This window comes from Mesorhizobium sp. WSM4898 (assembly GCF_029625845.1).
Lineage (GTDB): Bacteria > Pseudomonadota > Alphaproteobacteria > Rhizobiales > Rhizobiaceae > Mesorhizobium.
Genome location: NZ_JARTVQ010000001.1, coordinates 921,774 through 942,706, shown reverse-complemented (window position 1 = coordinate 942,706; position 20,933 = coordinate 921,774). Strand labels below are relative to the sequence as shown.

Below are 20,933 nucleotides of genomic sequence, written 5' to 3'. Positions count from 1 at the left end.
GAAAGACACTCCACGAATGGAAAAAGGCAAAGTTCTGCTTGCCCTCACCGGCTTTCACCCGCAGCGCTGGCGCGAACTGCTCGCGGCCGAGCGCGAGGTGGTGCTGGAGCCCGATGGTCCGAGCGATCCCTCGATCGCTTATGCAGTGGTGTGGAAGCAGAAACCGAATCTGTTGTCGTCGCTGCCCAATTTGCGCGCCATCTTCTCGATCGGCGCAGGCGTCGACCATATCTTCGCCGACCCCGGCCTGCCCGAGGTGCCGATCGTCCGGGTCGTTGCCGACAATCTCACGCAATACATGACCGAGTATGTCGTCTGGCGCGTGCTCGACCACCATCGCCAGGGCATGCTCTACCGAGCGCAACAGCAGAAGAAGACCTGGCACGAGCCGCCGCAACGCCCGGCCGGCGACATCTCGGTCGGCATCATGGGTCTCGGCAACCTTGGCCGCGCCGCGGCATCGGTGCTTTTGGCGCTAGGCTTCGCCGTGAACGGCTGGTCGCGCACCGAGCACCCGATGCAGGGCGTGTCGACCTATTCCGGCGAAGGCGGGCTGATCCCCTTCCTCAACGCCACCGACATCCTGGTGGTGCTGTTGCCGCTGACGCCGCGCACGCAAGGCATCGTCAATTACGCCGTTCTGAAGGAATTGCGCAAACGCAACGGCCTCGGCGGCTCGGTGCTGATCAACGCCGGGCGCGGGCGGCTGCAGAAGGATGCCGACATCCTGCGCGCGCTGGACGACGGCACGCTGAAGGAAGCGAGCCTCGACGTGTTCGAGGTCGAGCCGCTGCCGAAGACGAGCCCGTTGTGGAGCCATCCGAAAGTGTTCGTGACGCCGCATGCGGCGGCGACCTCGGACCCGGCCCATCTGGTGCCGATCATGCTTCGGCAAATGGCCGCCTTCGAGCGCGGCGAAAAGCTCGAAAACGTCGTCGATCGCGAAGCGGGTTACTGAGTAGACGCCGGCTTCGAGCCCGGCAGCGCGAACTTGTCCTTCTTCTTCGGCTTGCCGCAATCGCGCCGTTCGATCGAACGGTTCATTGCGTCGATCTCGCCGCTCGCCTTGTCGCTGTCGCGCTGCGCCCTGGAGCGCATGTCCGGCGTAAACGGGCCAAAACCCATCGCCGGATTGGAGAAAGCCGGTTTTGCGGTGACCGGCAGGTTGTATTGCTGCGCCAGCGCGTTGCGATTGGCTAGCAGCTGGTCGCAGGGCACGCTGTCATATTGCAGCGAGGATTGGACGTTTTCGTCCTGGCGCTCCGCCATCGAAGTGCCGCCAACGCAGCCGGCCGTCATCAGGCAAGATGCCAACACAGCCATGGTCCAGCGCATGGTAATTCTCCGTGCCGTATCGCCACGCCCTAAGCCGACACGCGATTCGGGCTTTTTCGCGAGCAGCCGTCGCCCTCATTCCGCCGGCCTGCGACGGGCTATCACCGCAAGGCCTCCTACTGGCTCGCCGCGGTCATGCCGGATGGTCGTGCTTTCCAGCGACAGGATCGCAAACCCGCTGTCGGCGAGAACGCGCCGCACATAGGCCACGGAATGCGCGGAGCGCCGCGAGGGCAGCAATGCAAAGTCATCGCCACAGGCAAGTGTCTCGACCGAGAACGCAAAGAGGCCTTCATCGACCAGACTGTTGGCAACTGCTCCAACAATGCGTTCGAGCGCCCCGACATAGATGAACACGTCGGCGGCGACCACGAGGTCGGCTTTCGAGCCAGGTCGAGAGAAATGCTGGAGATCGGACTTGGAGAGCTTGTCGTAGATGCCTTTGGCGCGCGCCTTCCGCAACATGCTGCTCGAAATGTCATAGCCTTCCAGCCGGTCGACGATCGGGCGCAGCCTTTCGCCCATCAGGCCGGTGCCGCAGCCGAGGTCGAGCGCCAGCCGGAACCGGCCCGGGCTCGCCGCGCGAATGGCGCGATCGAGAAACTCTGGCATTCGATAACCGAGTTTCCCGACCAGCGATTGCTCGAAATTGTCGGCATAGTGATCGAACAGGGTCTCGACGAAAGCACTGGGCGGAGCCGCTGCCACCGGCGCATGGCCGATCAGCTGCAGCTTGAGCGCGGAACCCAGCCGGTCCGCGGGATCGAGCTTCAAGGCCATCGCCCATGCCTGGGCTGCCTGGTCGGGAAAACGTGCGGCCTCCTGCATCTCGCCGAGCCGGAACCAGCCCGCCGCCCATTGCGGCGCCAGCTCCAGCGCGCCAAGCAAAAGCTCCGCCGCCTGCGCAGGCTCGCCGGAGGCCAGCAGCATCTCGGCAAAGTCGGCGCGACGGTCGGCGGTCAAATAGCCGGACGAGGCCTGAAGTGGTTTCATGGTTCCATTGGTCCCGCCGGTGTGCGAACCGGCGGCCGGCTGTAGGACGAGTCAGCAGTCTGTTGCAACAGGCTTCCCGCGTCGAATTCAGCCACTATGTTCAAGGCCATGCGCGCCAGCGACCTGCTCAAGCCACGACCCGAAGGGCTCTACTGCCCGCCAGGCGATTTCTTCATCGATCCGGTTCGGCCGGTCAGCCGCGCGCTGATCACGCACGGCCATTCCGATCATGCGCGCTCAGGCCACCGCTCGGTGCTTGCCACACAGCAAACGCTCGACATCATGGGCCTGCGCTATGGCGAGGATTTCGCCGAAACCACGCAGGCAGCAGTCATTGGCGAGACGATTGATATCAACGGCGTCTCCGTCACTTTCCATCCGGCCGGGCATGTGCTGGGTTCGGTGCAGATCGTCGTCGAGCATCAGGGCCTGCGCATCGTCGCCTCCGGCGACTACAAGCGCCAGAAGGACGCTACCTGCCTGCCGTTCGAGCCGGTGCCTTGCGATGTCTTCATCACCGAGGCGACCTTCGGGCTGCCGGTGTTCCGGCACCCGCCGGACCATGTGGAGATCGCGCGCCTGCTCAAATCGGCGATGCAATTTCCCGAGCGTTCGCACCTGATCGGCGCCTATGCGCTGGGCAAGGCGCAGCGCATCATGCGGCTGCTGCGCGAGGCCGGTTACGACAGGCCGATCTACATCCACGGCGCGCTCGCCAAGCTCAGCGAGTATTACCAGAGCCAGGGCATCGATCTGGGGCAGATCGAACCGGCGACGGTGGAAAGCGGCGGCAAGGCCGATTTCGAAGGCACCGTCGTCGTCGGGCCGCCGGCCGCCTTCGCCGACCGCTGGGCGCGGCGCTTCCCCGACCCGATCGCCTGCTTCGCTTCAGGTTGGATGCGCATCCGTCAGCGCGCCAAGCAGGGCGGCGTCGAGCTGCCGCTGATCATTTCCGACCATGCCGACTGGGACGAGCTCATCGCCACGATCAAGGAAACGGGCGCCGAGGAGGTCTGGGTGACGCATGGCCGCGAGGAAGCGCTGGTGCGCTGGTGCGAGCTGGAGGGCATCGCCGCGCGGCCGCTGCATCTTGTTGGGTATGAGGACGAGGGCGATTGATGGAACAGTGTTCGCCAATCGCCGCCGCCGAGTTCTACGGCGCCACCCTCTGTCCTGCCGGACATCTATCCCTCAAGGGGGGAGATTGGCAGTTTCAGCGCCGACGCATCTCCCGCGACGCGAGAGATTGGCGAAAGCCGGCGCGGCATCTGATCTCCCCCCTTGAGGGGGAGATGGCCGGCAGGACAGAGAGGGGTGCCTCGCGCCGGCTTTCGTCATTGGCGTGTCGCGCATGAACCGCTTCGCCGAGCTCCTCGACCGGCTGGTGCTGACGCCTTCGCGCAACGGCAAGCTGACGCTGCTCACCGACTATTTCCGTAGCGTCGAGGATCCCGACCGCGGACTGGCGCTGGCGGCGATCACCGGCGATCTGTCGATCGCGGCGGTGAAGCCGGCGATGCTGCGCGGGCTGGTGGTCGAGCGGATGGACCCCGTGCTGTTCGGCTATTCCTACGATTATGTTGGCGATCTCGCCGAGACGGTGTCGCTGGTCTGGCCGCAGCCGGCCGGCCACATACCGAACCACGCGCCAACGCTCGCCGAAGTGGTCGGCAAGCTGCAGGCGGCGAGCCGCTCCGACGGGCCGCAGGTGCTCGCTAGGCTTCTCGACAGCGCCAGCATCTCTGCGCGCTTTGCCATCATCAAGCTGGTTACCGGCGGGTTGCGCATCGGCGTGTCGGCGCGGCTTGCCAAGCAGGCGTTGGCCGATCTCGGCCAAGTCGATGTCGTCGAGATCGAGGAGCTCTGGCACGGGCTGACGCCACCCTACACGGCGCTCTTTGCGTGGCTGGAAGGCCGGGCGGAAAAACCGAGGAGCGCGGCGCTCGCATTGTTCCGGCCGGTGATGCTGTCCAATGCGGTCGACGACGGCGACTTGGAGAAGCTCGATCCGGCCGATTATGCGGCGGAGTGGAAGTGGGACGGCATCCGGGTCCAGGCGGTGTGCGAGGGCGGCATCCGCCGGCTCTATTCGCGCACCGGCGACGATGTTTCCGGCGCTTTCCCGGACCTCGCCGCGACGATGGATTTCGAGGCGGCGCTCGACGGCGAATTGCTGGTCGGCGACCCGCGCGAGGCGACCGGAACCTTCTCCGACCTGCAGCAGCGGCTGAACCGCAAGAGCGTCTCGCCAAAAATCCAGCAGCAATATCCGGCCTTCATGCGCTGCTACGACGCGCTGCAAATCAACGGCGAGGATTTGCGCAGCCTCCCCTTCGCCGAGCGCCGCACCCGGCTCGGAGCCTTCGTCCAGACGCTCGATCCCAGCCGCTTCGACCTTTCGCCGCTGGTCGAATTTTCGGATTGGGAGACGCTGGAGCGGCTGCGCCAGGCGCCGCCGCATCCGATCATCGAAGGGGTGATGCTGAAGCGCTGGGATTCGCCCTATCTTGCCGGCCGGCCGAAAGGCCCCTGGTTCAAGTGGAAGCGCGATCCGCACACGATCGATGCGGTGCTGATGTATGCGCAGCGCGGCCACGGCAAGCGCTCGAGCTTCTATTCCGACTACACTTTCGGGGTCTGGTCCGGCCCGGAGGGATCGGAAGAGCTGGTGCCGGTCGGCAAGGCCTATTTCGGCTTCACCGACGAGGAGCTGCGGCAAATCGACAAATATGTGCGCGACCATACGATCGAGCGGTTCGGGCCGGTGCGCTCGGTGCGCGCCGATCGCAAGAATGGGCTGGTGCTGGAAGTGGCCTTCGAAGGCCTTAACCGCTCGACGCGCCATAAATCGGGCGTCGCGATGCGTTTCCCGCGCATCTCACGGCTGCGCTGGGACAAGCCGGCCGCCGAGGCCGACCGGATCGAGACGCTGCAGGCGTTGCTCGACAGCTAGAAATCTGCCGGCGCTTCACCCCACCCGGCGCTTCGCGCCGACCTCTCCATCAAGGGGAGGTCGGTCGCATCCCTGGAGATAGCCACTCGCTGCCGATGCCGAGGTCACTCCGCGATCGATACGCGGATCTCGTAGATGTCGACGGACTTGCCCTGCTTGTCGAAATCGGAATTGACGGCGATGGTGCCGGCCGCACCCGGGTGCTTGTTCGGGAACTGCACGTCGAACAGGTATTCGTTGCGCTCGTGGCCGACGGCATAGCGCTTGCGGCCGCAATCGCCGAGCTCGCCGAAATTGCAGTCGACCGAGATCTGCGTCTCCTTGCCTTCTTCCGAGCGGGCGATGATATCGAACATGGCATGCTTGCCGGCGAGCTTTTCCAGCACGCCCTGGCCGACATCGAAGGCGATGGCCGAGCCGGATGCGCCCGAGCGGACGCGCAGGAACTGGCCGGTGTCGTCCTTCATGACATCGGCGGCGGCGTCGGACGGTGTGCTGACATGGGTCGGATCGCTGGGCGAGAAGACGTTGATCCAGTTCTTCGACTGATCCGCCTCGCCGGGCTTCTGCGGCGAACCGGTGTCGGCTGGCTGCGAGGAGTCTTCGTCTTCCAGCGTCGGGGTCGGCTCTGGCGGACCGGTGTTGAGTTCAGCCGCCGTCTTGAAGACGCCGGTCTGCTTGGCGAAATAGAGGCCGATGCCGGCAGCCGCCAGCAGGGTCGCCGCGACAAAGATGGCGGTGAGCGGCAGGCGCCGGCCACGGATACGCCGTTCATCGCGATCCGGCGCCACTTCGGCGCCGTTGCCGATGGACGCTCCGGGAGAGTCATCAAGCGTCGGCGCGTTCGGAAGCGCCTCGTCCGGCATGATGTCGGGCACGCGGGGCAGCACGCGCGAGCGCGGCGCATCCGATGTGTCGGCCTGCACCGGACCGTCGACGGTGATCGACGGCGACGGTGCCGCCTGGTCGGGGCCCCGCGGGGCATCCACCGGCGGCGCGGGAGACTGGCTCGGCGTGTCGACCGCCGGCCCCGGCGCGGCGTTGCCGACGAATGGACCGCTGTCCAGCGGAAGCGTCACGTCAGGAACGGCCTGGACAGCCGGCAGGAATTCGGATTCGATCTCGGTGATCTTGGCCTGCACCGCCTTGCGGCGGTTGATGGCGGCTTCCACCGTCACGTTGGGGTTGGCCTGCAGCACGCGATCGAGCGCGGCAAAAGCCGAGCGATAGACCTTCTCGCGAAACGCCCGGTCCTCGGGATTGCCTTTCTCGAAGGCGTTGCGGATCGCTTTCTCGATGGCGTCCAAGCGAGCTCCCTCTGCGCGTTCGCTCACAGTTATCGATCGTTAGCCGCAGGCGACCAGTCAATCAACGGGCGGGCGGCTGCCTTGCCGACGCATCCAATGCCCATTTCGGCGTTTTTTGTTGAAGAATCAACATTTTTGTCGCCGCCGCCGGATCGGCCTGCAACGGAATCGGACGCCTGCCGGCGCGGGCCCGCAAGCCCTGCTGGCGCGGCGCTTAAGGCTGACGCGCAGCGGCAAGCGACGGAATTGCCGCGCATGAGCGCAGGATTTCGCCGCCAGCCATCTTGAATTAGCTGGCGGTTGAGTCTATTAACCGGCGCATCTTGGAAGCCCAGCGGCTTCCCGGGCCGCTTTAGCTCAGTTGGTAGAGCACATCATTCGTAATGATGGGGTCGCGTGTTCGAGTCACGCAAGCGGCACCAGTTTCCTAAAAGCGTCTAATTCCAATACCATACCTGTCGGGTGGATTTGGGTTCGCCCATAAACCCACCCAAGATCGCCCTAAGCCGAAACGCTGCGGCGTCGTACGGCAGCATTTCGCCGCTTGCCGACCTCAGCACCTCCAAGCGTGAGTGTTCGGTGTGATGCCGATACAAAAGCGCCGCCACGGTGGCGTCAACCGGTTACACAAGCCAGCCAACATCCCCGGCCTTCTGGAAGTGGCGTCAGCGTCCCCAGAGGCTGCGTGGGCGGGTCGTTGGTTGACTGTAGCGCGACTGAACGCTCCACGCTTCGCAAGCTGGATAGCGGAATCTCGTGAGGGCAAGGTCAAGTTGCTCTCCGTTCCAGCGACGGGCGGAGATTGGGAAAGATGGATAGCGTGCAGGTGAGGCGCATGGAAGCCGGCAGGACATGGACGCGGGACGGCCCGCGTGCAGGCGCCTGGCTGAGCCGTGTAATGAGCACGCAGCGCCACCTCGCAGCGATCCTGGCTTGCGACGTGGTTGGCTATTCGCGCCTGACGGAGCGCGACGAACGCGGCACGCTCGAGCGGCTGAAGGCCTACCGCAAGGACCTCCTCGAGCCGCTGGTATCCGAGAACCAGGGACGCATCGTCAAGCTCACCGGCGACGGCATGCTCTGCGAATTCGCGAGCGTCGTCAATGCGGTGACATCGGCGGTGGCGATCCAGCAGGCTGTGGCGGAACACGAGGCGAAGACGCCGGAGGAAGAGCGGATTCGCTTGCGCATCGGCGTCAATCTCGGCGACGTGGTCTGCGAGGAGGACGGCGACCTCTACGGCGACGGGGTCAACATCGCCGCCCGCCTCGAAAGCGCCGCCGATCCCGGGACCGTGGTCGTCTCGGGCACCGCCTACGACCACCTCCAGGGCAAGCTCGACTGCGGCTTCACCCCGCTCGGCAACCTGCGCCTCAAGAACATCGAGCGGCCCGTGCGCGCCTACCGCGTCGAGACCGACGCCAGCGCCTCGGTGGCTGCACCGCCTCCCCTGCCCGAGAAGCCCTCGATCGCGGTTTTGCCTTTCACCAACATGAGCGGCGACCCTGACCAGGAATACTTCGCCGACGGGCTGGTCGAGGACATCATCACGGGATTGAGCCGGGTGAACTCCTTCTTCGTGATCGCCCGCAACTCGTCCTTCACCTACAAGGGCCGGGCGGTCGACCTGCGCCAGGTCGGGCGCGAGCTGGGCGTCCGCTACGTGCTCGAAGGCAGCATCCGCAGAGCCGGATCGCGCGTGCGCATCAGCGGGCAGTTGGTAGACGCGATCAGCGGTCACCATGTCTGGACCGGCCGCTTCGAGGGCGACGTTAGCGACATCTTCGACCTGCAGGACAAGGTGACCGAGAGCGTCGTCGGCGCTGTCGAGCCGAGCATCCGGCTGGAGGAGATCAAGCAGGCGCGCATGAAGCCGACCGACTACATCAGCGCCTACGACCTCTATCTTCGCGCACTGCCGCGCTTCTACAGCATGACGCGCGAAGGCTTTGCCGATGTGCGCCGGCTCACCAACGAGGCGCTCAGCATCGACCCTGGCTTCACCTTGGCGAAGGCACTCGGCGCCTATATCCGCAGCTTATCCGTGAGCCAGTGCTGGCACGAGCCCGACGATGTGCGAGTCGCCGCGCGTATGGCGCGCGAGGTGCTGGCGGAAGCACGCGACGACCCCACCAGCCTGCGCTTCGCGGCGCAGGTGATCGCCTACAGCGCGAAGGAATACGAGATGGCGCTGGGCACGATCGAACGGTCCCTGCTGCTCAACCCCAATTCGGCGCAGGGCCATACCGGCAGCGGCTGGGTGAACGCGCATTCCAGCCGCCCGCTCGTGGCGATCGAGCACTTTCACAGGGCGATGCGGCTAAGTCCGGTCGACCCCGAGAAAGGCATCGCGCTCTCCGGCATCGGGATGAGCTATCTGATGCTCGAGCGCTACGAGGAAGCACTGGCATGGGGAGAACGCGCGCTCCACGAGATGCCGAACTACGGCTCCTCGCACCGTGTGGTGATCATGGCGCTGGTCAAGCTCAACCGGCTGGACGAGGCGCAGGCCGCGGCGCGCCGCCTGATGGAGGCGTTCCCGACCTTCACGCTCACCCTGCAGAGACAGATCAACCCGTGGCTGGACAAGGTGTTCGCCGAGCGCTACGTCGAGGCGCTGGGCATCGCCGGCGTGCCGGAGTGATCGTCGCGACTGCAACGATGCCCTCTCCTGCGCGCCGCGTGCGGCCAGGCGACCTCCTTTACCCAGGGGCCGAAAGCGGAACGCACGCTCTTCCGGGCTTTGCAGCGAATCTCGGGCATTGTCGAGAATCGCTGTTGGTGGGAAACTCCCGGTCTCTAGCAAGGAGGCCAAAATGCCCAACACTTTCAAGACCGGTGACATCGTCAGGCTAAAATCCGGAGGCCCGGAGATGACGGTGAGTGATGGCGCTGCCTCGGGCACGTATCTGTGCCACTGGTTCAACCGTGATGGCGACGTGTGGACCCCGCAACATGCCGGCTTCAAGCCGGATCAGCTGATGGTGGTCGACGAACGGAAATAGTTTCGCTCACCCTCGTTCCCGATCGGCTCCGGCCCGGCTTCTTGCCGGACTCTTGCTAATTGTCTCGTCAGAAACGACCGACGGATTTTCCCTGTTGCCGCGTTTAACGGCTGAAGCGTGGCCGCCAATGGCCATGCGCAACCGGAGACGAGAGCATGATCCGCCGTTCGATATTTGTCGTTGCCCTTGGCCTGCAGGCCGCCGCCGCGGCCGCCCAGACAGCGACGCCTGCCACCGCGCCGGCGCAGCCGGCGCCAATCGCATCCGCCTCCGCCAGGCCGGGCATCACCCTGGAAAAGTTCGAGGCGCGCCGGGAAAAGGCTTTCATGCGGGCCGACACCGACGGCGACGGCAAGGTCAGCCTCGCCGAGTGGACGGCGTTCCAGACCCAGCGCAAGGCCAAGGGCGATCCTGCCAAATCCTTCGCGCGCATGGACGCCAACAAGGACGGCTTCGTCGACAAATCCGAGCTCGACGCCTTCTTGGCCAAGCGCTTCGCCAGGCTCGACAAGAACGGCGACGGCGTTATGCGCGCCGAGGAACGGCCGGGCCACAAAACCGCTCCCAATCAGGAGCAATGACCGAGAGGTCATGCAGCACCATGATCATTGGGAGCGCCCCGCTTGATGGGCGCCGATCCGGACGAGGAACTGGTACGGCGCATCGGTGCCGGCGATCAAGCCGCCGTGCAGGCGATGGTGGCGCGCAAGCTGCCGCGCCTGCTTTCGCTCGCCACCCGCATGCTCGGCGATGCCGCCGAGGCCGAGGACGTCGCCCAGGAGACCTTCGTGCGCATCTGGCGTCATGCCTCTGGCTGGCGCCAAGGTCATGCGCGTTTCGACACCTGGGTCCACCGGGTGGCGCTCAATCTCTGCTACGACCGGCTGCGGCGGCGCCGCGAATGGGTGACGGACGAACTGCCGGAGGCTGCGGACGAGGCACCGCTTCCCGACGCCGGAGACGAAGGCCGGCGCGTCCAGCAGGCGCTGCTGCGCATCGCGCCGCGCCAGCGCGAGGCGATCGTGCTCGTCTATTATCAGGAGATGTCCAACATCGAGGCCGCCGGCGCCATGCAGGTCAGCGTCGATGCGCTGGAAAGCCTGCTCGCGCGGGGTCGACGCTCGCTGCAAGCCATGCTCATCGGAGATGGCGATGACTGAGCAGCTGGCGGCGGTTGGGACTTGGGCGGCCACGTCAAACCCGTGGAAGGGGAAACGAGATGGCTGACGAAAGAAAGGCCGCTGACGGGGCGATGAGTGCCCAACGCTTCGCTGCACTTGCGGACGCCTATGGCAGCGCCCTGCATCGCTGGCCGCGGGCCGACCAGGCTGCCGCCACGCTGTTTGCGGAGAGCGAAGAGGGTCGCGCCATTCTGGCGACCGCCGGCAGGCTCGATGCCATTCTCGACCGTCATCACGTCGAAGCCCCAAGCCGGACGCTGCATGGCGAGATTGTCGCACGGGCCACCACGCAGCTCAGCCAGGGGCGGCGCCGCCGGTTTTGGTGGCTGGGCTTTGGACTTGCCGGCGTCGGCCTTGCCGGCGCCGTGGTCGGGCTGGCGCTGGTCACCGTTGTCACGCCAGATGCCACGTCCGACCATTATGTGATGGATGCCAACGCAACGTCGTTCGGCGATGCCGGTCCCGACGCCGACACGGAGGACCTATGAGCGCTCGTCTTTTCGCGGCATCGCTGGTGCTGAACGTCTTCCTGATCGGTGCCGTCGCCGGCGGTGCAGGCTGGCTGATCGGCCGTTCCGGAGGCGGCTATTCGCTGGAATCGGCCGGCGGTCAGCTTCCCGCCAGCGACCGCAAGGTATTCCGCCAGGCGTTGCGCGAGGTTCGGCGCGAGTCGCGCGCAGTCATCCTCGACGGACAGCAGGCGCGGCGTGAGGCGGCCAACCTCTTGCAGCAGCCGACGCTCGACGCCAACGCTCTGGCCGCAGCCCTGGAGCGGGCGCGCAATGCCGACGCCACCATCCGCAGCCGGCTGGAACAGCGCATCGTCGAATTCGCCGCGTCGAGCCCGCTAGATGACCGTAAGCTGCTGGCCGACGCCCTATTGCGTCATGTCGGCAGGCAGCGGCCGATCCCGGCAAAAAATACGCCATAAGAGCGACGGAAAGCGCCGGCCGTCTCCGTTCAAAGAAAAAGAGGGACACGCCTGCCGCCACGCGAACGCGACGTGGCCGGTTCAACCTCGAGAAACTTCGGAGTATCCCATGAATGGTCTGACGAAATATTCTGTTGCGGCTGCGCTTGCCATCGGCGGGACTGCCGCGGCAAGTGCAGCCTCGGCAATGCCGCTTGCGGCGCCTGCGGCGCCTGCGATTGTCGAGCATGTGGCCTGGGGCTGCGGCCCCGGCTGGCACCCCAACCGGTGGGGTCGCTGCGTGCCCAACCGCCGCGTGATCTATCCGGGCTATTACTACTGGGGTGGCCCAAGCGTCTATATCGGCCCGGCCTGGCGTCCGTGGCACGGCGATCGTTACTGGCGCCGCTGGTAAGCCCTGCCGGCCTCATCATGCCGACTCCGGCATCATAAGGCTTTTCGACCGTGGAGATACCGCCGACGCGACCTGCGTCGGTCCGCGACGGAGGCTCTGTTGGCTCTATCCGTTCCAAATGCCGTTCCGCCCGATCCAGCCTTGGTCGCGCTCAACCGCTTCGGGCTTGGCGCGAAACCTGGTGACGATCTCGGCAAGATTGCGGCCGATGCGCGCGGTTATCTGAAGGCCGAGCTCGAGCTGTTGGATGTCGCGCTTGTCTCGGCCGACGATTCAAAAAATGCCGGCTTGTTGGACAGCACCGCCGCGATCCAGGCCAGCATGGCTGCCGCCGCGGAGCGCAAGGCAGCGCGGGAGAAGCCAGCGCCCGCCATGCAGCCTGCGGCAGACACTTCGGACGGCTCAGCCGAGGCAAAACGCAAGTCAGGCGTGCCGCCGGTCGAGGCCGATATCTATCGGGATGAAGCGCAAGCCCGTTTCGACAAGGCGCTCGGTGCCGCACCGGGCTTTGTCGAAAGACTGGTCGGTTTCTGGTCGAACCATTTCTGCGTCTCGACCGCCAAGGGCCAACTCGTGCGGGCCTGCGCCGGCGCTTTCGAGCGCGAGGCTGTCCGCCCCTTCGTGCTCGGCCGCTTCGCCGACATGCTGCTGGCCGTCGAGCATCACCCGGCGATGCTGTTCTACCTCGACAACCGACAATCGACCGGACCGGATTCGCGCGCCGGAAAAAGGCGCGGCCGCGGCCTCAACGAGAACCTCGCCCGCGAGATCCTGGAATTGCACACACTGGGCGTCGACGGCGGCTATAGCCAGGCGGATGTCACGAGTTTCGCGGGAGCGCTCACCGGCTGGACGATGGCCGGACGGAAGGGCCGCCTGGGCGAGCCCGGCACATTTGTGTTCGACGCCAATGCGCATCAGCCTGGCGAGGCGGTGCTGCTCGGCAAGACCTACCCGGCCGGCGGCATGGGCCAGGCCGAGGCCGCGCTCAACGACATCGCCCGCCAGCGGGCGACCGCGCGCCACATCGCTACCAAGCTTGCCCGCCATTTCATTGCCGACGATCCGCCGGCGGCTGTAGTCGACCGCCTTGCCGAGATCTTCACCAAGACGGACGGCGACCTGCGCGCGCTCGCGCTTGCACTGGTCGATCTGCCTGAAGCCTGGTCGCTGCCGCTGACAAAATTGCGCTCGCCGTTGGACTATGCCGTAGCGGTCCGGCGGGCGATCGGCTCCACCGCCGGGAAAGAGCCGCAACGAACGCTGCGCTGGCTAAGGGCGCTGGGCGAGCCGCTCTGGCAACCCCCGGGCCGAACGGCTTTTCCGACCGGACGGATAGCTGGGCGTCCGCCGAAGGCCTCAAGACGCGCCTCGACATCGCCTGGCAAGCGGCTCGTCAGGCGAGCGACATCGGCAATCCCGATGACATGCTTTCCACCGTGATCGGCGCCTCCGCCTCGGCCGAGACGCGCCAAGCGATCGCGCGCGCCGAGTCCAAACAGCAAGGCCTGGCGCTGCTGCTGATGGCGCCGGAATTTCAACGGCGGTGAACAATGGAGAAGCGGCATGAGTCTTCTTTGTGAAACGCCGAATCCATCTCGGCGCGCCGTGCTGACGACAGGCGGCGCGCTGTTTGCCTGGGCCTGTCTGCCACGCTTCGCCCGCGCCGCCGACCATCGCGATCCGCGCCTGATCGTCATCATATTGCGCGGCGCGCTGGATGGGCTGTCGACGATCGGCCCGCTCGGTGACCCCGACTATGCCGGCCTGCATGGCGACATCGCGCTGTCGCTCTCCGGCGCCAATGCGGCGCTGCCGCTCGACAGCTTCTTCGCGATCAATCCCGCGATGCCAGTGTTCGCGCGGCTGTTCAAGGCAGGTCAGGCGGCCGCGGTGCACGCGGCCGCGACCGGCTACCGCGACCGCTCGCATTTCGACGGCCAGGATGTGCTGGAGAGCGGCCTGCCGGGCCCTGGCAACGCCACAACCGGTTGGCTAAATCGGGCGATAGCCAGCCTCCCGGCAGGTGAAAGAGTGGCCAAGCTCGGCGGGCTGGCGGTGGGCCCATCGATGCCGCTGGTGATCCGTGGCGCAGCACCCGTGCTCGGCTGGGCGCCGCAGGCGCTGCCGACGCCCAGCGATGCGCTGGCGGAGCGTGTGCTCGACCTCTACAACCATCGCGACCCGGTGCTGGCAGCGGTGCTGCAGAAGGGCCTCGACGCCGACCGCATGGCGATGAGCGACCAGCTCGATGGCAATACGATGAAACCCCGCGGCGGCCTCGCCAACGCCGCCGGCATGCGCCAGTCCGCGCAAGGCGCGGCGAAACTGATGGCGGCCGACGACGGGCCGCGCATTGCGGCGCTGGCCTTCGACGGCTGGGACACGCATGTCAACGAGGGCGGCGCCACGGGGCGGCTCGCCAACCTGCTCGGCGGCCTCGATGGCGCCTTCGAGGAATTCGAGAAAGGGCTCGGCGAGCGCTGGAAGGACACCGCGATCGTCGCCATCACCGAATTCGGCCGCACCGCCCGCGTCAACGGCACCGTCGGCACGGACCACGGCACCGGCACGGTGGTGCTGCTCGCCGGCGGCGCGATCAAAGGTGGCCGCGTCATCGCCGACTGGCCGGGGCTGAAGCCGGCTCAGCTCTACCAAGGCCGCGACCTCGCGCCGACCAGCGATGTGCGCGCGGTGCTGAAGGGGTTGCTTGCCGGGCAGTTCGGGCTCTCCGCCGCCGTGCTCGGCGACAAGGTGTTTCCGGACTCAGGAGAGGTGAAGCCGATGCGGGATTTGGTGGCGTGAGCCTCGACTTTGCCCATCGGTGACAGGTGCGGCGTCTGCTGTCATTCGTCATTGTCGGGCGGAGCAAGGAAGCGAAGCGACGCATGCAGATCCTAGCGCCGTGAAACGGACGACAGGGTCGAAATCCGTCGGAGGAGGATTGATCACATCCTCGTTATCGGGCGGCGTCGTCGAGCGTCGCCACGGTCTTCAGCGCGCCGTCGAGCATGTCGCCCTTTTCGTCCTTCAGCGCCGCTTCGCGCAGGCGGCGGATCCAGTCGGCGGCGTCTTCGCGGCCCTCGAGCATGGCAAGCGCCGAGAGCACGCGGTCGAATTTCGACTGGGCACGGGCGTGGGTGTCGCTGTAGCCCTTGATCAAGCGGCGGCAATTCAGGATCTCCAGCCCAAGCGCATAGTTTTCGCGCGCACGGGCAAGCGCCAGTTCGTACCAGCGCTCCAGATGCTCGACCTCGACCTTGTGGCGCAGCAGGCGGCGGCGCCAGCGGCGCAGGCCGCCGATGAACCAGAGCATGGCGAAGCCGGTGAAACTGTCGGTGCGGATATGGCGGCCGCGGTTGATGCGTCGGTCAAGGAAGGCGGCGAGCTTCGGGCGATTCTCGATGTAACTGCCGATTGCTAGCGGCAGCGTGCCGCAGAATTCCTCGATGCGCGGATGGAAATATTCGGTGACCTGCAGGACCAAGCCTTCCCTGACACCGACTTCCTTGCGCACGCGCCTGTCGCGGGTCGAACGCGTCTTGAGGTCGGCGACGCGGATCATGTCGTCGTAGCACATGGCGTTGGCCAGATGTTTCGCGGCCGCGACCGACAGCGCATGGCCACGCTCCGCATTGTCCAGCGCGATCGCCTTGTCCAGCCGGTCGAGATATTCGCCGCCATAGGCGATGTCCTGGAAGTCGACGACCTTCCTCAGGCCGCGTTCAGCCATGTCGCGCACAGGCTCCGGGAGCGCCGCGACGCGGGCGACGAGTTCCTGCCAGCCCTTCAGCAGCGTTTCGGGACCGCTGATCTTCGCCGTTGGTGTGGTGTCGGGAGCGGCAGGCTTCCCGGTTGCGTTATCCCCGGCTGTCGCGACCGCGATGCTGCGCGCCCGGTCATAGGCGGCGCCGAAGGCGCCAAGGCTGGCCTTCACGCCACGGTCACCGGCGCCGATCGCCTGCTCGTAGTTTTCGCGCGCGAAGGGCAGCGCGTCGGAACCGGCCAGCGCGCCGAGCAGGCTGGCCGAGATCATCGTGCCGTGCTCGGCGGCGATCTTTTCCATGTCGAAGGCGATGAAGCGCTTGGCGGCCGCCTCGGCCGTCGCATGCACCTTTTCCGACGAGGCGCGGCCGTCGCCCGGCTCGATCTTTTCCGAGACGGCGTCGATGCGGTGCGAGGAGGCGATCAGCGTCGTGCGCTCGGGCGTGACGAAACCGCGGATGATGGCGCGGCCGGCTTCCATCAGCTCGGCGGCGATCAAGATGTCGACGTCGCCCTGCGATGGCGACAGCGCGAAGACCGGCAACCGGCCGGTGTGGCGGGCCATCTCGATGTAATAGATCGTGGCCCCCGTGCGCTGGGCGACTCCCGCCACCGACGTCGATTGCGCAATGTAGCCGCTGCGCTCGGCGACGTCGGTGATCCAATCGGCGAGCACGCCGCCGCCCTGGCCGCCGACGGCAAGCACGGCGAGTTTTATCACCCGCTCGTCATCAGAGGCGCCCGGCTTCGGGTTCAGCGGTGAAACCTGCTCAAGCATCGGCGAACATCAAACGGCGACTCTCGCGGCGGCGCTGCAACCGGCCGATCACTGCGCGGCGAGCGCTTTCCAGGAAACGGTCCCAGCGGCTCGGATTGTGCACGACATCGGCGCGGTAGAAGGAGGGGCAGAGCACGGCCGCATCCGCCACCTCGCCGCAATTGCCGCAGCCGACACAGTTTTGGTCGATCGAGGCGACCGGATCGTCGCGCAGCGGATCGTCGAGCGACTTCACCGAGAGCGACGGGCAGCCGGAGAGCCGCATGCAGGCGTGGTCGCCGGTGCAGACGTCCTCGTCGACGCCGAATTTCGGCTTGACGACCCGCTCGCCGCCCTTGACCGCCTTGTCGACCAGCGGCCTCTCGCGGCGCTGGCGGTTCAGCATGCATTCGGACGAGGCGACGATGACCTTCGGCCCCTTCTCCTCGGTGGTTAGCGCCTCGCGCAGCGTGTCGCGCATTTTGCCGACGTCATAGGTGCGGTCGATGTGGCGCAGCCATTTGACGCCCATGCCTTTCACCGCTTCGGTGATCGGATGTTTTGTGGACTTGGTGCGGTTCGAGGCGCGCGAGGACAGGATGTCCTGGCCGCCGGTGGCGGCCGAGTAAAAATTGTCGACGATGACGATGACGCCGTCATTCTTGTTGAAGACGGCGTTGCCGATCGAGGAGGTAAGACCGTTGTGCCAGAAGCCGCCATCGCCGACGAAGGAGATCGACCGGCGTTTCGCTTCCGGCGAATTGAAGGCGGAAGCCGAGGCCGGCCCGAGGCCGTAGCCCATGGTGGTGGCACCGAGCTCGAAGGGCGGCATGATCGAGAACAGGTGGCAGCCGATGTCGGAAGCGATGTGGTGCTTGCCAAGCTCCTGCTCGACCAGCTTGGTGGCTGCGAAGATCGGCCGCTCCGGACAGCCGACGCAGAAGCCCGGCGGGCGGCCGGGAACGACATTGATGAGATCGGCCGTGTCGACGCCCTCGCCCAACTTGTTCGGCGCGCGAACCTCGCCGGGCAGCAGATGCGCGGCATAGGCGCGCAGGAAGGAGCCAATGCCGTCCAGCATCACCTGCCCGGTATATTCGCCGGCCATCGGCAGATGCTCCTTGCCGACCAGCTTGGTGCCGCGCCCTGCCTTGTGCAGCATCGCGGCAAAGGCCTGCTCGATATAGTTGGGCTGGCCTTCTTCGACGACCAGCACCGCCTGTTTGCCCTCGCAGAAGGAAAGGAACTCGTCATCGACGAGTGGATAGACGGCGTTCAGCACATAAAGCGGCACGTCGGTGTCGCCATAGGTGTCGGCAAGGCCGAGCCGCTGCAGCGCGCGGACGACCGAATTGTACATGCCGCCCTGCATGACGATGCCGATCGAGCCATTGTCCGGCCCAAAGACCTCGTTGATCTTGCGGCTCTTGATGAAATCGACCGCCGCCGGCCAGCGCTTTGCGACCTTCTCCTTCTCGTGCAGGAAGGAGGCAGGCGGCAGCACGATGCGGCCGGTGTCGCGGCGCGGGGCCGACAGCGCATCGGCAACCGACATAGGCGGCCGCTTGTTATCCTTGGCGATGAAGTGGCCATGGACGTGGCAGCAGCGGATGCGCACCTGCAGCATGACCGGCGTGTTGGAGGCCTCCGACAGCTCGAAGCCATCCTCGACCGCCTTGACGATCGAGGGCAGGTTCGGGCGCGGATCGAGCAGCCAGACCTGGCTCTTCATGGCGAAGGCGTGGCTGCGCTCCTGCATGATGGAGGAGCCCTCGCCATAGTCCTCGCCGACGATGATCAGCGCGCCGCCGGTGACGCCGCCCGAGGCGAGGTTCGCCAAAGCGTCCGAGGCGACATTGGTGCCCACCGTCGACTTGAAGGTGGCGGCACCGCGGATCGGGTAGTGCACGGATGCGGCAAGCATGGCGGTGGCGGTTGCTTCCGAGGCGCTCGCCTCGAAGTGCACGCCGAGCTCGCCCAGAATGTCCTGCGCGTCGGCGAGCACATCCATCAGATGGCTGATCGGCGCGCCCTGGTAGCCGCCGACATAGCCGACGCCGCATTGCAGCACTGCCTTGGTGATGGCGAGGATGCCCTCGCCCGCGAATTCCTGGCCGGCGCCAAGCCTCAGCTTTTCAACTTCCTTGGCAAAAGACCGTTCGGCCATCTCTGCCTCCTTCCGTTACCGCCGTTTGGACGGCGGCGCGTACGTCAAACTCAAATGTCGTGCTTGCGGATGTTCTTCAGCATCTTCTGCAGGGTCGCGATCAGCGCGGCATATTCGGCATCGTCGACGCCGTCGAACATCGCTTCGAAGGCATCATGCATGGCCGGCCAGGCGCGGGTGAAAAGCGCCCGGCCGTCATCGGTCAGGAACACATGGCGGAAGCGGCTGTCGGCGACGCCCTGCTCGCGCCGCACGAGGCCCTGGCCTTCCAGCGCGTCGAGCGTGCGACTCAAGGTCGATTGCTCGATCACCGTATAGACCGAGAGGTCGTTGACGGTGATGCCGTCGGTGACCGAGAGCACGGCCAACGTGCGCACCTGCGGAATGGTCAGGCCCTGCTTGCGAAAGTCTTCTCGCAGGGTGGCGTTGTAGCGGCCCATGATGCGGTTCATCAAATAGGGCGCGAATTGCTGCAGGCCGATCTGGCCGAGGGTCGAGATGCGCTCGCGCTTTTCCGGAAGCTTCTGTTCCATCAGAGCCTCCCCGCCAGCAGGAAGCCGGAGCCGCCGCCGAGCCCCGCGCCCGGGTGCGTCGACGCGCCGATATGGTAGAGGCCCTTAATGCCGGTCTCGTGATTGCGGCTGGCCTTGAACGGCCGCCACAAGAAGGACTGGTCGATGGTGGACGAGCCGCCATAGGGATCGCCGCCGACCAGATTGATGTTCATCGCTTCCAGATCGGCAGGCGAATAGGCGCGGCGCGCGATGATGGTGTCGCGAAAACCATCGATGTGATGAGCGAGGATCGCCTCGACGCGGTCGGCGTAGGCCTCGCGCAGCGCCTCGCTCCAGCGGCCATCGGCTGGGGCCTCGAGCTTGCCGGCGGCATCGCCCTTGATGTGGCGCGGCGCTTCCGGAAGCTGCAGCCACAGGATTGCCTTGCCCAGCGGACAGCGCGACGGATCGAGCGCGTGGGGCTGGCCGACGCAGATCGTCGGCACTTCCGGCAACAGGCCGCGCACCGCTTCGTTGCAGGCTTTCGACACACCATCGAGTCCCGGCGTCAGATGCAGCAGCGCCACCTTGCCGAGGCCCTCGCCGCGCCAGGCCGGCGGCTTGTTCAGCGCGTAGTGGAGCTGGAAGTTGCCCTTGCCGTAGCGGTAGGACTGCGTGGCCTTGGTTGCTGCGTCGGGCGCATCGTTGCCGAGCAGACGGCCATAGAGCTGCGTCGGCGTGACCGAGCAGATGATGCCCTTTGCCGCCGTCAGCGTCTCGCCGGAGGCGAGCCAAACCCCGGTGGCACGGCCGCCGGCCTGGACGATCGAGGCGACGTCGGCGTTGACGCGGATTTCGCCGCCGCGCTCCTTGATCAGCGCTTCGAAGGCGGCGAGCAGGGTCTTCGCCCCGCCCTTGACGATCGGTGCGCCGGCCGCCTCCAGCGCGAAGGCGATGACCTTGGCGATCTGGCCGGAGAAGGCGTCTTCCGGCCCAAGCCCGGCATGCAGCACCCAGGGCGCCCAGAGCGCGCGGACGGTATCGGACTTGTACGCGGTCTCCAGCCAGCCCCGCGCCGGCACCAGCGCCTCGCCCAGGACGGCGGCAAGCTCGCGCGGACCGCGCCGCCACGCCTCGCCGGCCATGAGCTTCGTCGTCGGATAGGACCAGAGCGCGCCACCGAGCAGGCCGAAGAGCAGTCCGGCATTGCGTTCGATGTCGCCGACATCGCCGCCATGACGGTCGCCATCGCCGGAGGCAAATGCGTTCAGCGCCGCGATATTGGCGGCCCGGTCGGTGGTGAGCACGGCATGGCTGCCATCGGGCCGAAGCACGCCGGTGGGTGTGGTCGTGTGACAGAATTCCAGCCCGTGCCGCGCAAGATCCTTGCCGAGCGCGGCATAGGCCGGCGAGGTGATGAAGAGGACGAAGGTCGTCGCCATCACGTCATGGACGAAGCCGGGCGCCGTGATCTCATCGGTGCGCATGCAGCCGCCGATGCGGTCGTTGCGTTCGAGCACGAGCACCTTGGCGCCCTTGGCGCCAAGCATCGCCGCGCAGACCAGGGCGTTGATGCCGCTGCCGACGATGATGTGATCGGCAGCGGTCATTGCGCACTCGCAATCGAGAAGTGAACGTCAATCGCACTAAG

At 66.2% G+C, this 20,933-nt stretch carries 18 protein-coding genes, 1 tRNA gene and 1 pseudogene; 13 read left to right on the top strand and 7 right to left on the bottom strand.

Annotation, left to right across the window (positions count from 1 at the left end; all coding sequences use genetic code 11):
- Nucleotides 1–16: 16 nt before the first annotated feature.
- Nucleotides 17–958, top strand: coding sequence for a glyoxylate/hydroxypyruvate reductase A (locus tag P9228_RS04560; RefSeq protein ID WP_067324464.1), 942 nt, complete (start codon nt 17–19; stop codon nt 956–958).
- On the opposite strand, the gene P9228_RS04555 is transcribed toward P9228_RS04560, so the two are convergent.
- Nucleotides 952–1,335 carry a hypothetical protein gene (locus P9228_RS04555; protein WP_067324462.1) on the bottom strand — a complete coding sequence of 128 codons (384 nt, stop codon included), beginning with the start codon at nt 1,333–1,335 and terminating at the stop codon, nt 952–954. The genes P9228_RS04560 and P9228_RS04555 overlap by 7 nt on opposite strands.
- Before the next feature lie 75 nt (nt 1,336–1,410).
- Complete coding sequence (locus tag P9228_RS04550; RefSeq protein ID WP_278052519.1) at nt 1,411–2,328, bottom strand: methyltransferase domain-containing protein; 918 nt, start codon at nt 2,326–2,328, stop codon at nt 1,411–1,413.
- 108 nt (nt 2,329–2,436) lie between these two features.
- Here P9228_RS04550 and P9228_RS04545 point away from each other — a divergent pair, with 108 nt between their 5' ends.
- Nucleotides 2,437–3,447, top strand: coding sequence for a ligase-associated DNA damage response exonuclease (locus P9228_RS04545; RefSeq protein WP_278052884.1), 1,011 nt, complete (start codon nt 2,437–2,439; stop codon nt 3,445–3,447).
- Between the two features lie 232 nt (nt 3,448–3,679).
- Nucleotides 3,680–5,281: a cisplatin damage response ATP-dependent DNA ligase gene (locus tag P9228_RS04540; protein ID WP_278052518.1), complete on the top strand. Its 1,602-nt coding sequence runs from the start codon at nt 3,680–3,682 to the stop codon at nt 5,279–5,281.
- A 104-nt stretch (nt 5,282–5,385) separates the two neighbouring features.
- Here the strand turns inward: P9228_RS04540 and P9228_RS04535 are convergent, their stop codons facing one another.
- Complete coding sequence (locus tag P9228_RS04535) at nt 5,386–6,588, bottom strand: hypothetical protein (protein ID WP_278052517.1); 1,203 nt, start codon at nt 6,586–6,588, stop codon at nt 5,386–5,388.
- 346 nt (nt 6,589–6,934) lie between these two features.
- On the opposite strand from P9228_RS04535, the gene P9228_RS04530 reads away from it, so the two are divergent.
- From P9228_RS04530 to P9228_RS04485, 10 genes and pseudogenes are all read left to right on the top strand, one after another.
- Nucleotides 6,935–7,010 (top strand) — tRNA-Thr (locus tag P9228_RS04530).
- 389 nt (nt 7,011–7,399) lie between these two features.
- Nucleotides 7,400–9,232, top strand: a complete 1,833-nt coding sequence (locus tag P9228_RS04525; RefSeq protein WP_278052516.1) for an adenylate/guanylate cyclase domain-containing protein — start codon at nt 7,400–7,402, stop codon at nt 9,230–9,232.
- Between the two features lie 172 nt (nt 9,233–9,404).
- Nucleotides 9,405–9,593, top strand: a complete 189-nt coding sequence (locus P9228_RS04520; RefSeq protein ID WP_067324751.1) for a DUF2158 domain-containing protein — start codon at nt 9,405–9,407, stop codon at nt 9,591–9,593.
- A 155-nt stretch (nt 9,594–9,748) separates the two neighbouring features.
- Nucleotides 9,749–10,174 carry an acid-shock protein gene (locus P9228_RS04515; protein WP_278052515.1) on the top strand — a complete coding sequence of 142 codons (426 nt, stop codon included), beginning with the start codon at nt 9,749–9,751 and terminating at the stop codon, nt 10,172–10,174.
- 45 nt (nt 10,175–10,219) lie between these two features.
- On the top strand, nt 10,220–10,753 hold the full coding sequence (locus P9228_RS04510; protein WP_067324453.1) for an RNA polymerase sigma factor: 534 nt from the start codon (nt 10,220–10,222) through the stop codon (nt 10,751–10,753).
- A gap of 59 nt (nt 10,754–10,812) precedes the next feature.
- A complete protein-coding gene (locus P9228_RS04505; RefSeq protein WP_067324451.1) occupies nt 10,813–11,262 on the top strand; it encodes a hypothetical protein in 450 nt (149 codons plus the stop codon).
- Nucleotides 11,259–11,705 carry a periplasmic heavy metal sensor gene (locus P9228_RS04500; protein WP_067003693.1) on the top strand — a complete coding sequence of 149 codons (447 nt, stop codon included), beginning with the start codon at nt 11,259–11,261 and terminating at the stop codon, nt 11,703–11,705. The genes P9228_RS04505 and P9228_RS04500 overlap by 4 nt, the downstream gene beginning before the upstream one ends.
- 109 nt (nt 11,706–11,814) lie before the next feature.
- Nucleotides 11,815–12,099 carry a hypothetical protein gene (locus tag P9228_RS04495; RefSeq protein ID WP_067003691.1) on the top strand — a complete coding sequence of 95 codons (285 nt, stop codon included), beginning with the start codon at nt 11,815–11,817 and terminating at the stop codon, nt 12,097–12,099.
- A 99-nt stretch (nt 12,100–12,198) separates the two neighbouring features.
- A pseudogene (locus P9228_RS04490) lies at nt 12,199–13,649 on the top strand (DUF1800 family protein).
- Between the two features lie 16 nt (nt 13,650–13,665).
- A complete protein-coding gene (locus P9228_RS04485; protein ID WP_278052513.1) occupies nt 13,666–14,904 on the top strand; it encodes a DUF1501 domain-containing protein in 1,239 nt (412 codons plus the stop codon).
- A gap of 154 nt (nt 14,905–15,058) precedes the next feature.
- Here P9228_RS04485 and P9228_RS04480 read toward each other — a convergent pair whose 3' ends face one another.
- The 4 genes from P9228_RS04480 to P9228_RS04465 are packed head-to-tail and all read right to left on the bottom strand — an operon-like array spanning nt 15,059 to nt 20,892.
- On the bottom strand, nt 15,059–16,642 hold the full coding sequence (locus P9228_RS04480) for an indolepyruvate oxidoreductase subunit beta family protein (RefSeq protein WP_278052512.1): 1,584 nt from the start codon (nt 16,640–16,642) through the stop codon (nt 15,059–15,061).
- Nucleotides 16,635–18,788 (bottom strand): indolepyruvate ferredoxin oxidoreductase subunit alpha, encoded by a 2,154-nt coding sequence (locus tag P9228_RS04475; protein ID WP_278052511.1) that lies wholly within the window; start codon nt 18,786–18,788, stop codon nt 16,635–16,637. The genes P9228_RS04480 and P9228_RS04475 overlap by 8 nt, the downstream gene beginning before the upstream one ends.
- Before the next feature lie 50 nt (nt 18,789–18,838).
- The gene (locus P9228_RS04470; protein WP_278052510.1) at nt 18,839–19,321 is read right to left on the bottom strand and encodes a MarR family transcriptional regulator; all 483 of its coding nucleotides are present in this window, start codon (nt 19,319–19,321) and stop codon (nt 18,839–18,841) included.
- Entirely contained in the window at nt 19,321–20,892 is a 1,572-nt protein-coding gene (locus tag P9228_RS04465) for an NAD(P)/FAD-dependent oxidoreductase (RefSeq protein WP_278052509.1), read from the bottom strand. The genes P9228_RS04470 and P9228_RS04465 overlap by 1 nt, the downstream gene beginning before the upstream one ends.
- Nucleotides 20,893–20,933 lie beyond the last annotated feature (41 nt).

Excerpts from the sequence above, each read along its gene's own strand:
- P9228_RS04560 (WP_067324464.1), top strand. The coding sequence starts at position 17 with ATGGAAAAAGGCAAAGTTCTGCTTGCCCTCACCGGCTTTCACCCGCAG.
- P9228_RS04555 (WP_067324462.1), bottom strand. The coding sequence starts at position 1,335 with ATGCGCTGGACCATGGCTGTGTTGGCATCTTGCCTGATGACGGCCGGC.
- P9228_RS04550 (WP_278052519.1), bottom strand. The coding sequence starts at position 2,328 with ATGAAACCACTTCAGGCCTCGTCCGGCTATTTGACCGCCGACCGTCGC.
- P9228_RS04545 (WP_278052884.1), top strand. The coding sequence starts at position 2,437 with ATGCGCGCCAGCGACCTGCTCAAGCCACGACCCGAAGGGCTCTACTGC.
- P9228_RS04540 (WP_278052518.1), top strand. The coding sequence starts at position 3,680 with ATGAACCGCTTCGCCGAGCTCCTCGACCGGCTGGTGCTGACGCCTTCG.
- P9228_RS04525 (WP_278052516.1), top strand. The coding sequence starts at position 7,400 with ATGGATAGCGTGCAGGTGAGGCGCATGGAAGCCGGCAGGACATGGACG.
- P9228_RS04520 (WP_067324751.1), top strand. The coding sequence starts at position 9,405 with ATGCCCAACACTTTCAAGACCGGTGACATCGTCAGGCTAAAATCCGGA.
- P9228_RS04515 (WP_278052515.1), top strand. The coding sequence starts at position 9,749 with ATGATCCGCCGTTCGATATTTGTCGTTGCCCTTGGCCTGCAGGCCGCC.
- P9228_RS04510 (WP_067324453.1), top strand. The coding sequence starts at position 10,220 with ATGGGCGCCGATCCGGACGAGGAACTGGTACGGCGCATCGGTGCCGGC.
- P9228_RS04505 (WP_067324451.1), top strand. The coding sequence starts at position 10,813 with ATGGCTGACGAAAGAAAGGCCGCTGACGGGGCGATGAGTGCCCAACGC.
- P9228_RS04500 (WP_067003693.1), top strand. The coding sequence starts at position 11,259 with ATGAGCGCTCGTCTTTTCGCGGCATCGCTGGTGCTGAACGTCTTCCTG.
- P9228_RS04495 (WP_067003691.1), top strand. The coding sequence starts at position 11,815 with ATGAATGGTCTGACGAAATATTCTGTTGCGGCTGCGCTTGCCATCGGC.
- P9228_RS04485 (WP_278052513.1), top strand. The coding sequence starts at position 13,666 with ATGAGTCTTCTTTGTGAAACGCCGAATCCATCTCGGCGCGCCGTGCTG.
- P9228_RS04480 (WP_278052512.1), bottom strand. The coding sequence starts at position 16,642 with ATGCTTGAGCAGGTTTCACCGCTGAACCCGAAGCCGGGCGCCTCTGAT.
- P9228_RS04475 (WP_278052511.1), bottom strand. The coding sequence starts at position 18,788 with ATGGCCGAACGGTCTTTTGCCAAGGAAGTTGAAAAGCTGAGGCTTGGC.
- P9228_RS04470 (WP_278052510.1), bottom strand. The coding sequence starts at position 19,321 with ATGGAACAGAAGCTTCCGGAAAAGCGCGAGCGCATCTCGACCCTCGGC.
- P9228_RS04465 (WP_278052509.1), bottom strand. The coding sequence starts at position 20,892 with ATGACCGCTGCCGATCACATCATCGTCGGCAGCGGCATCAACGCCCTG.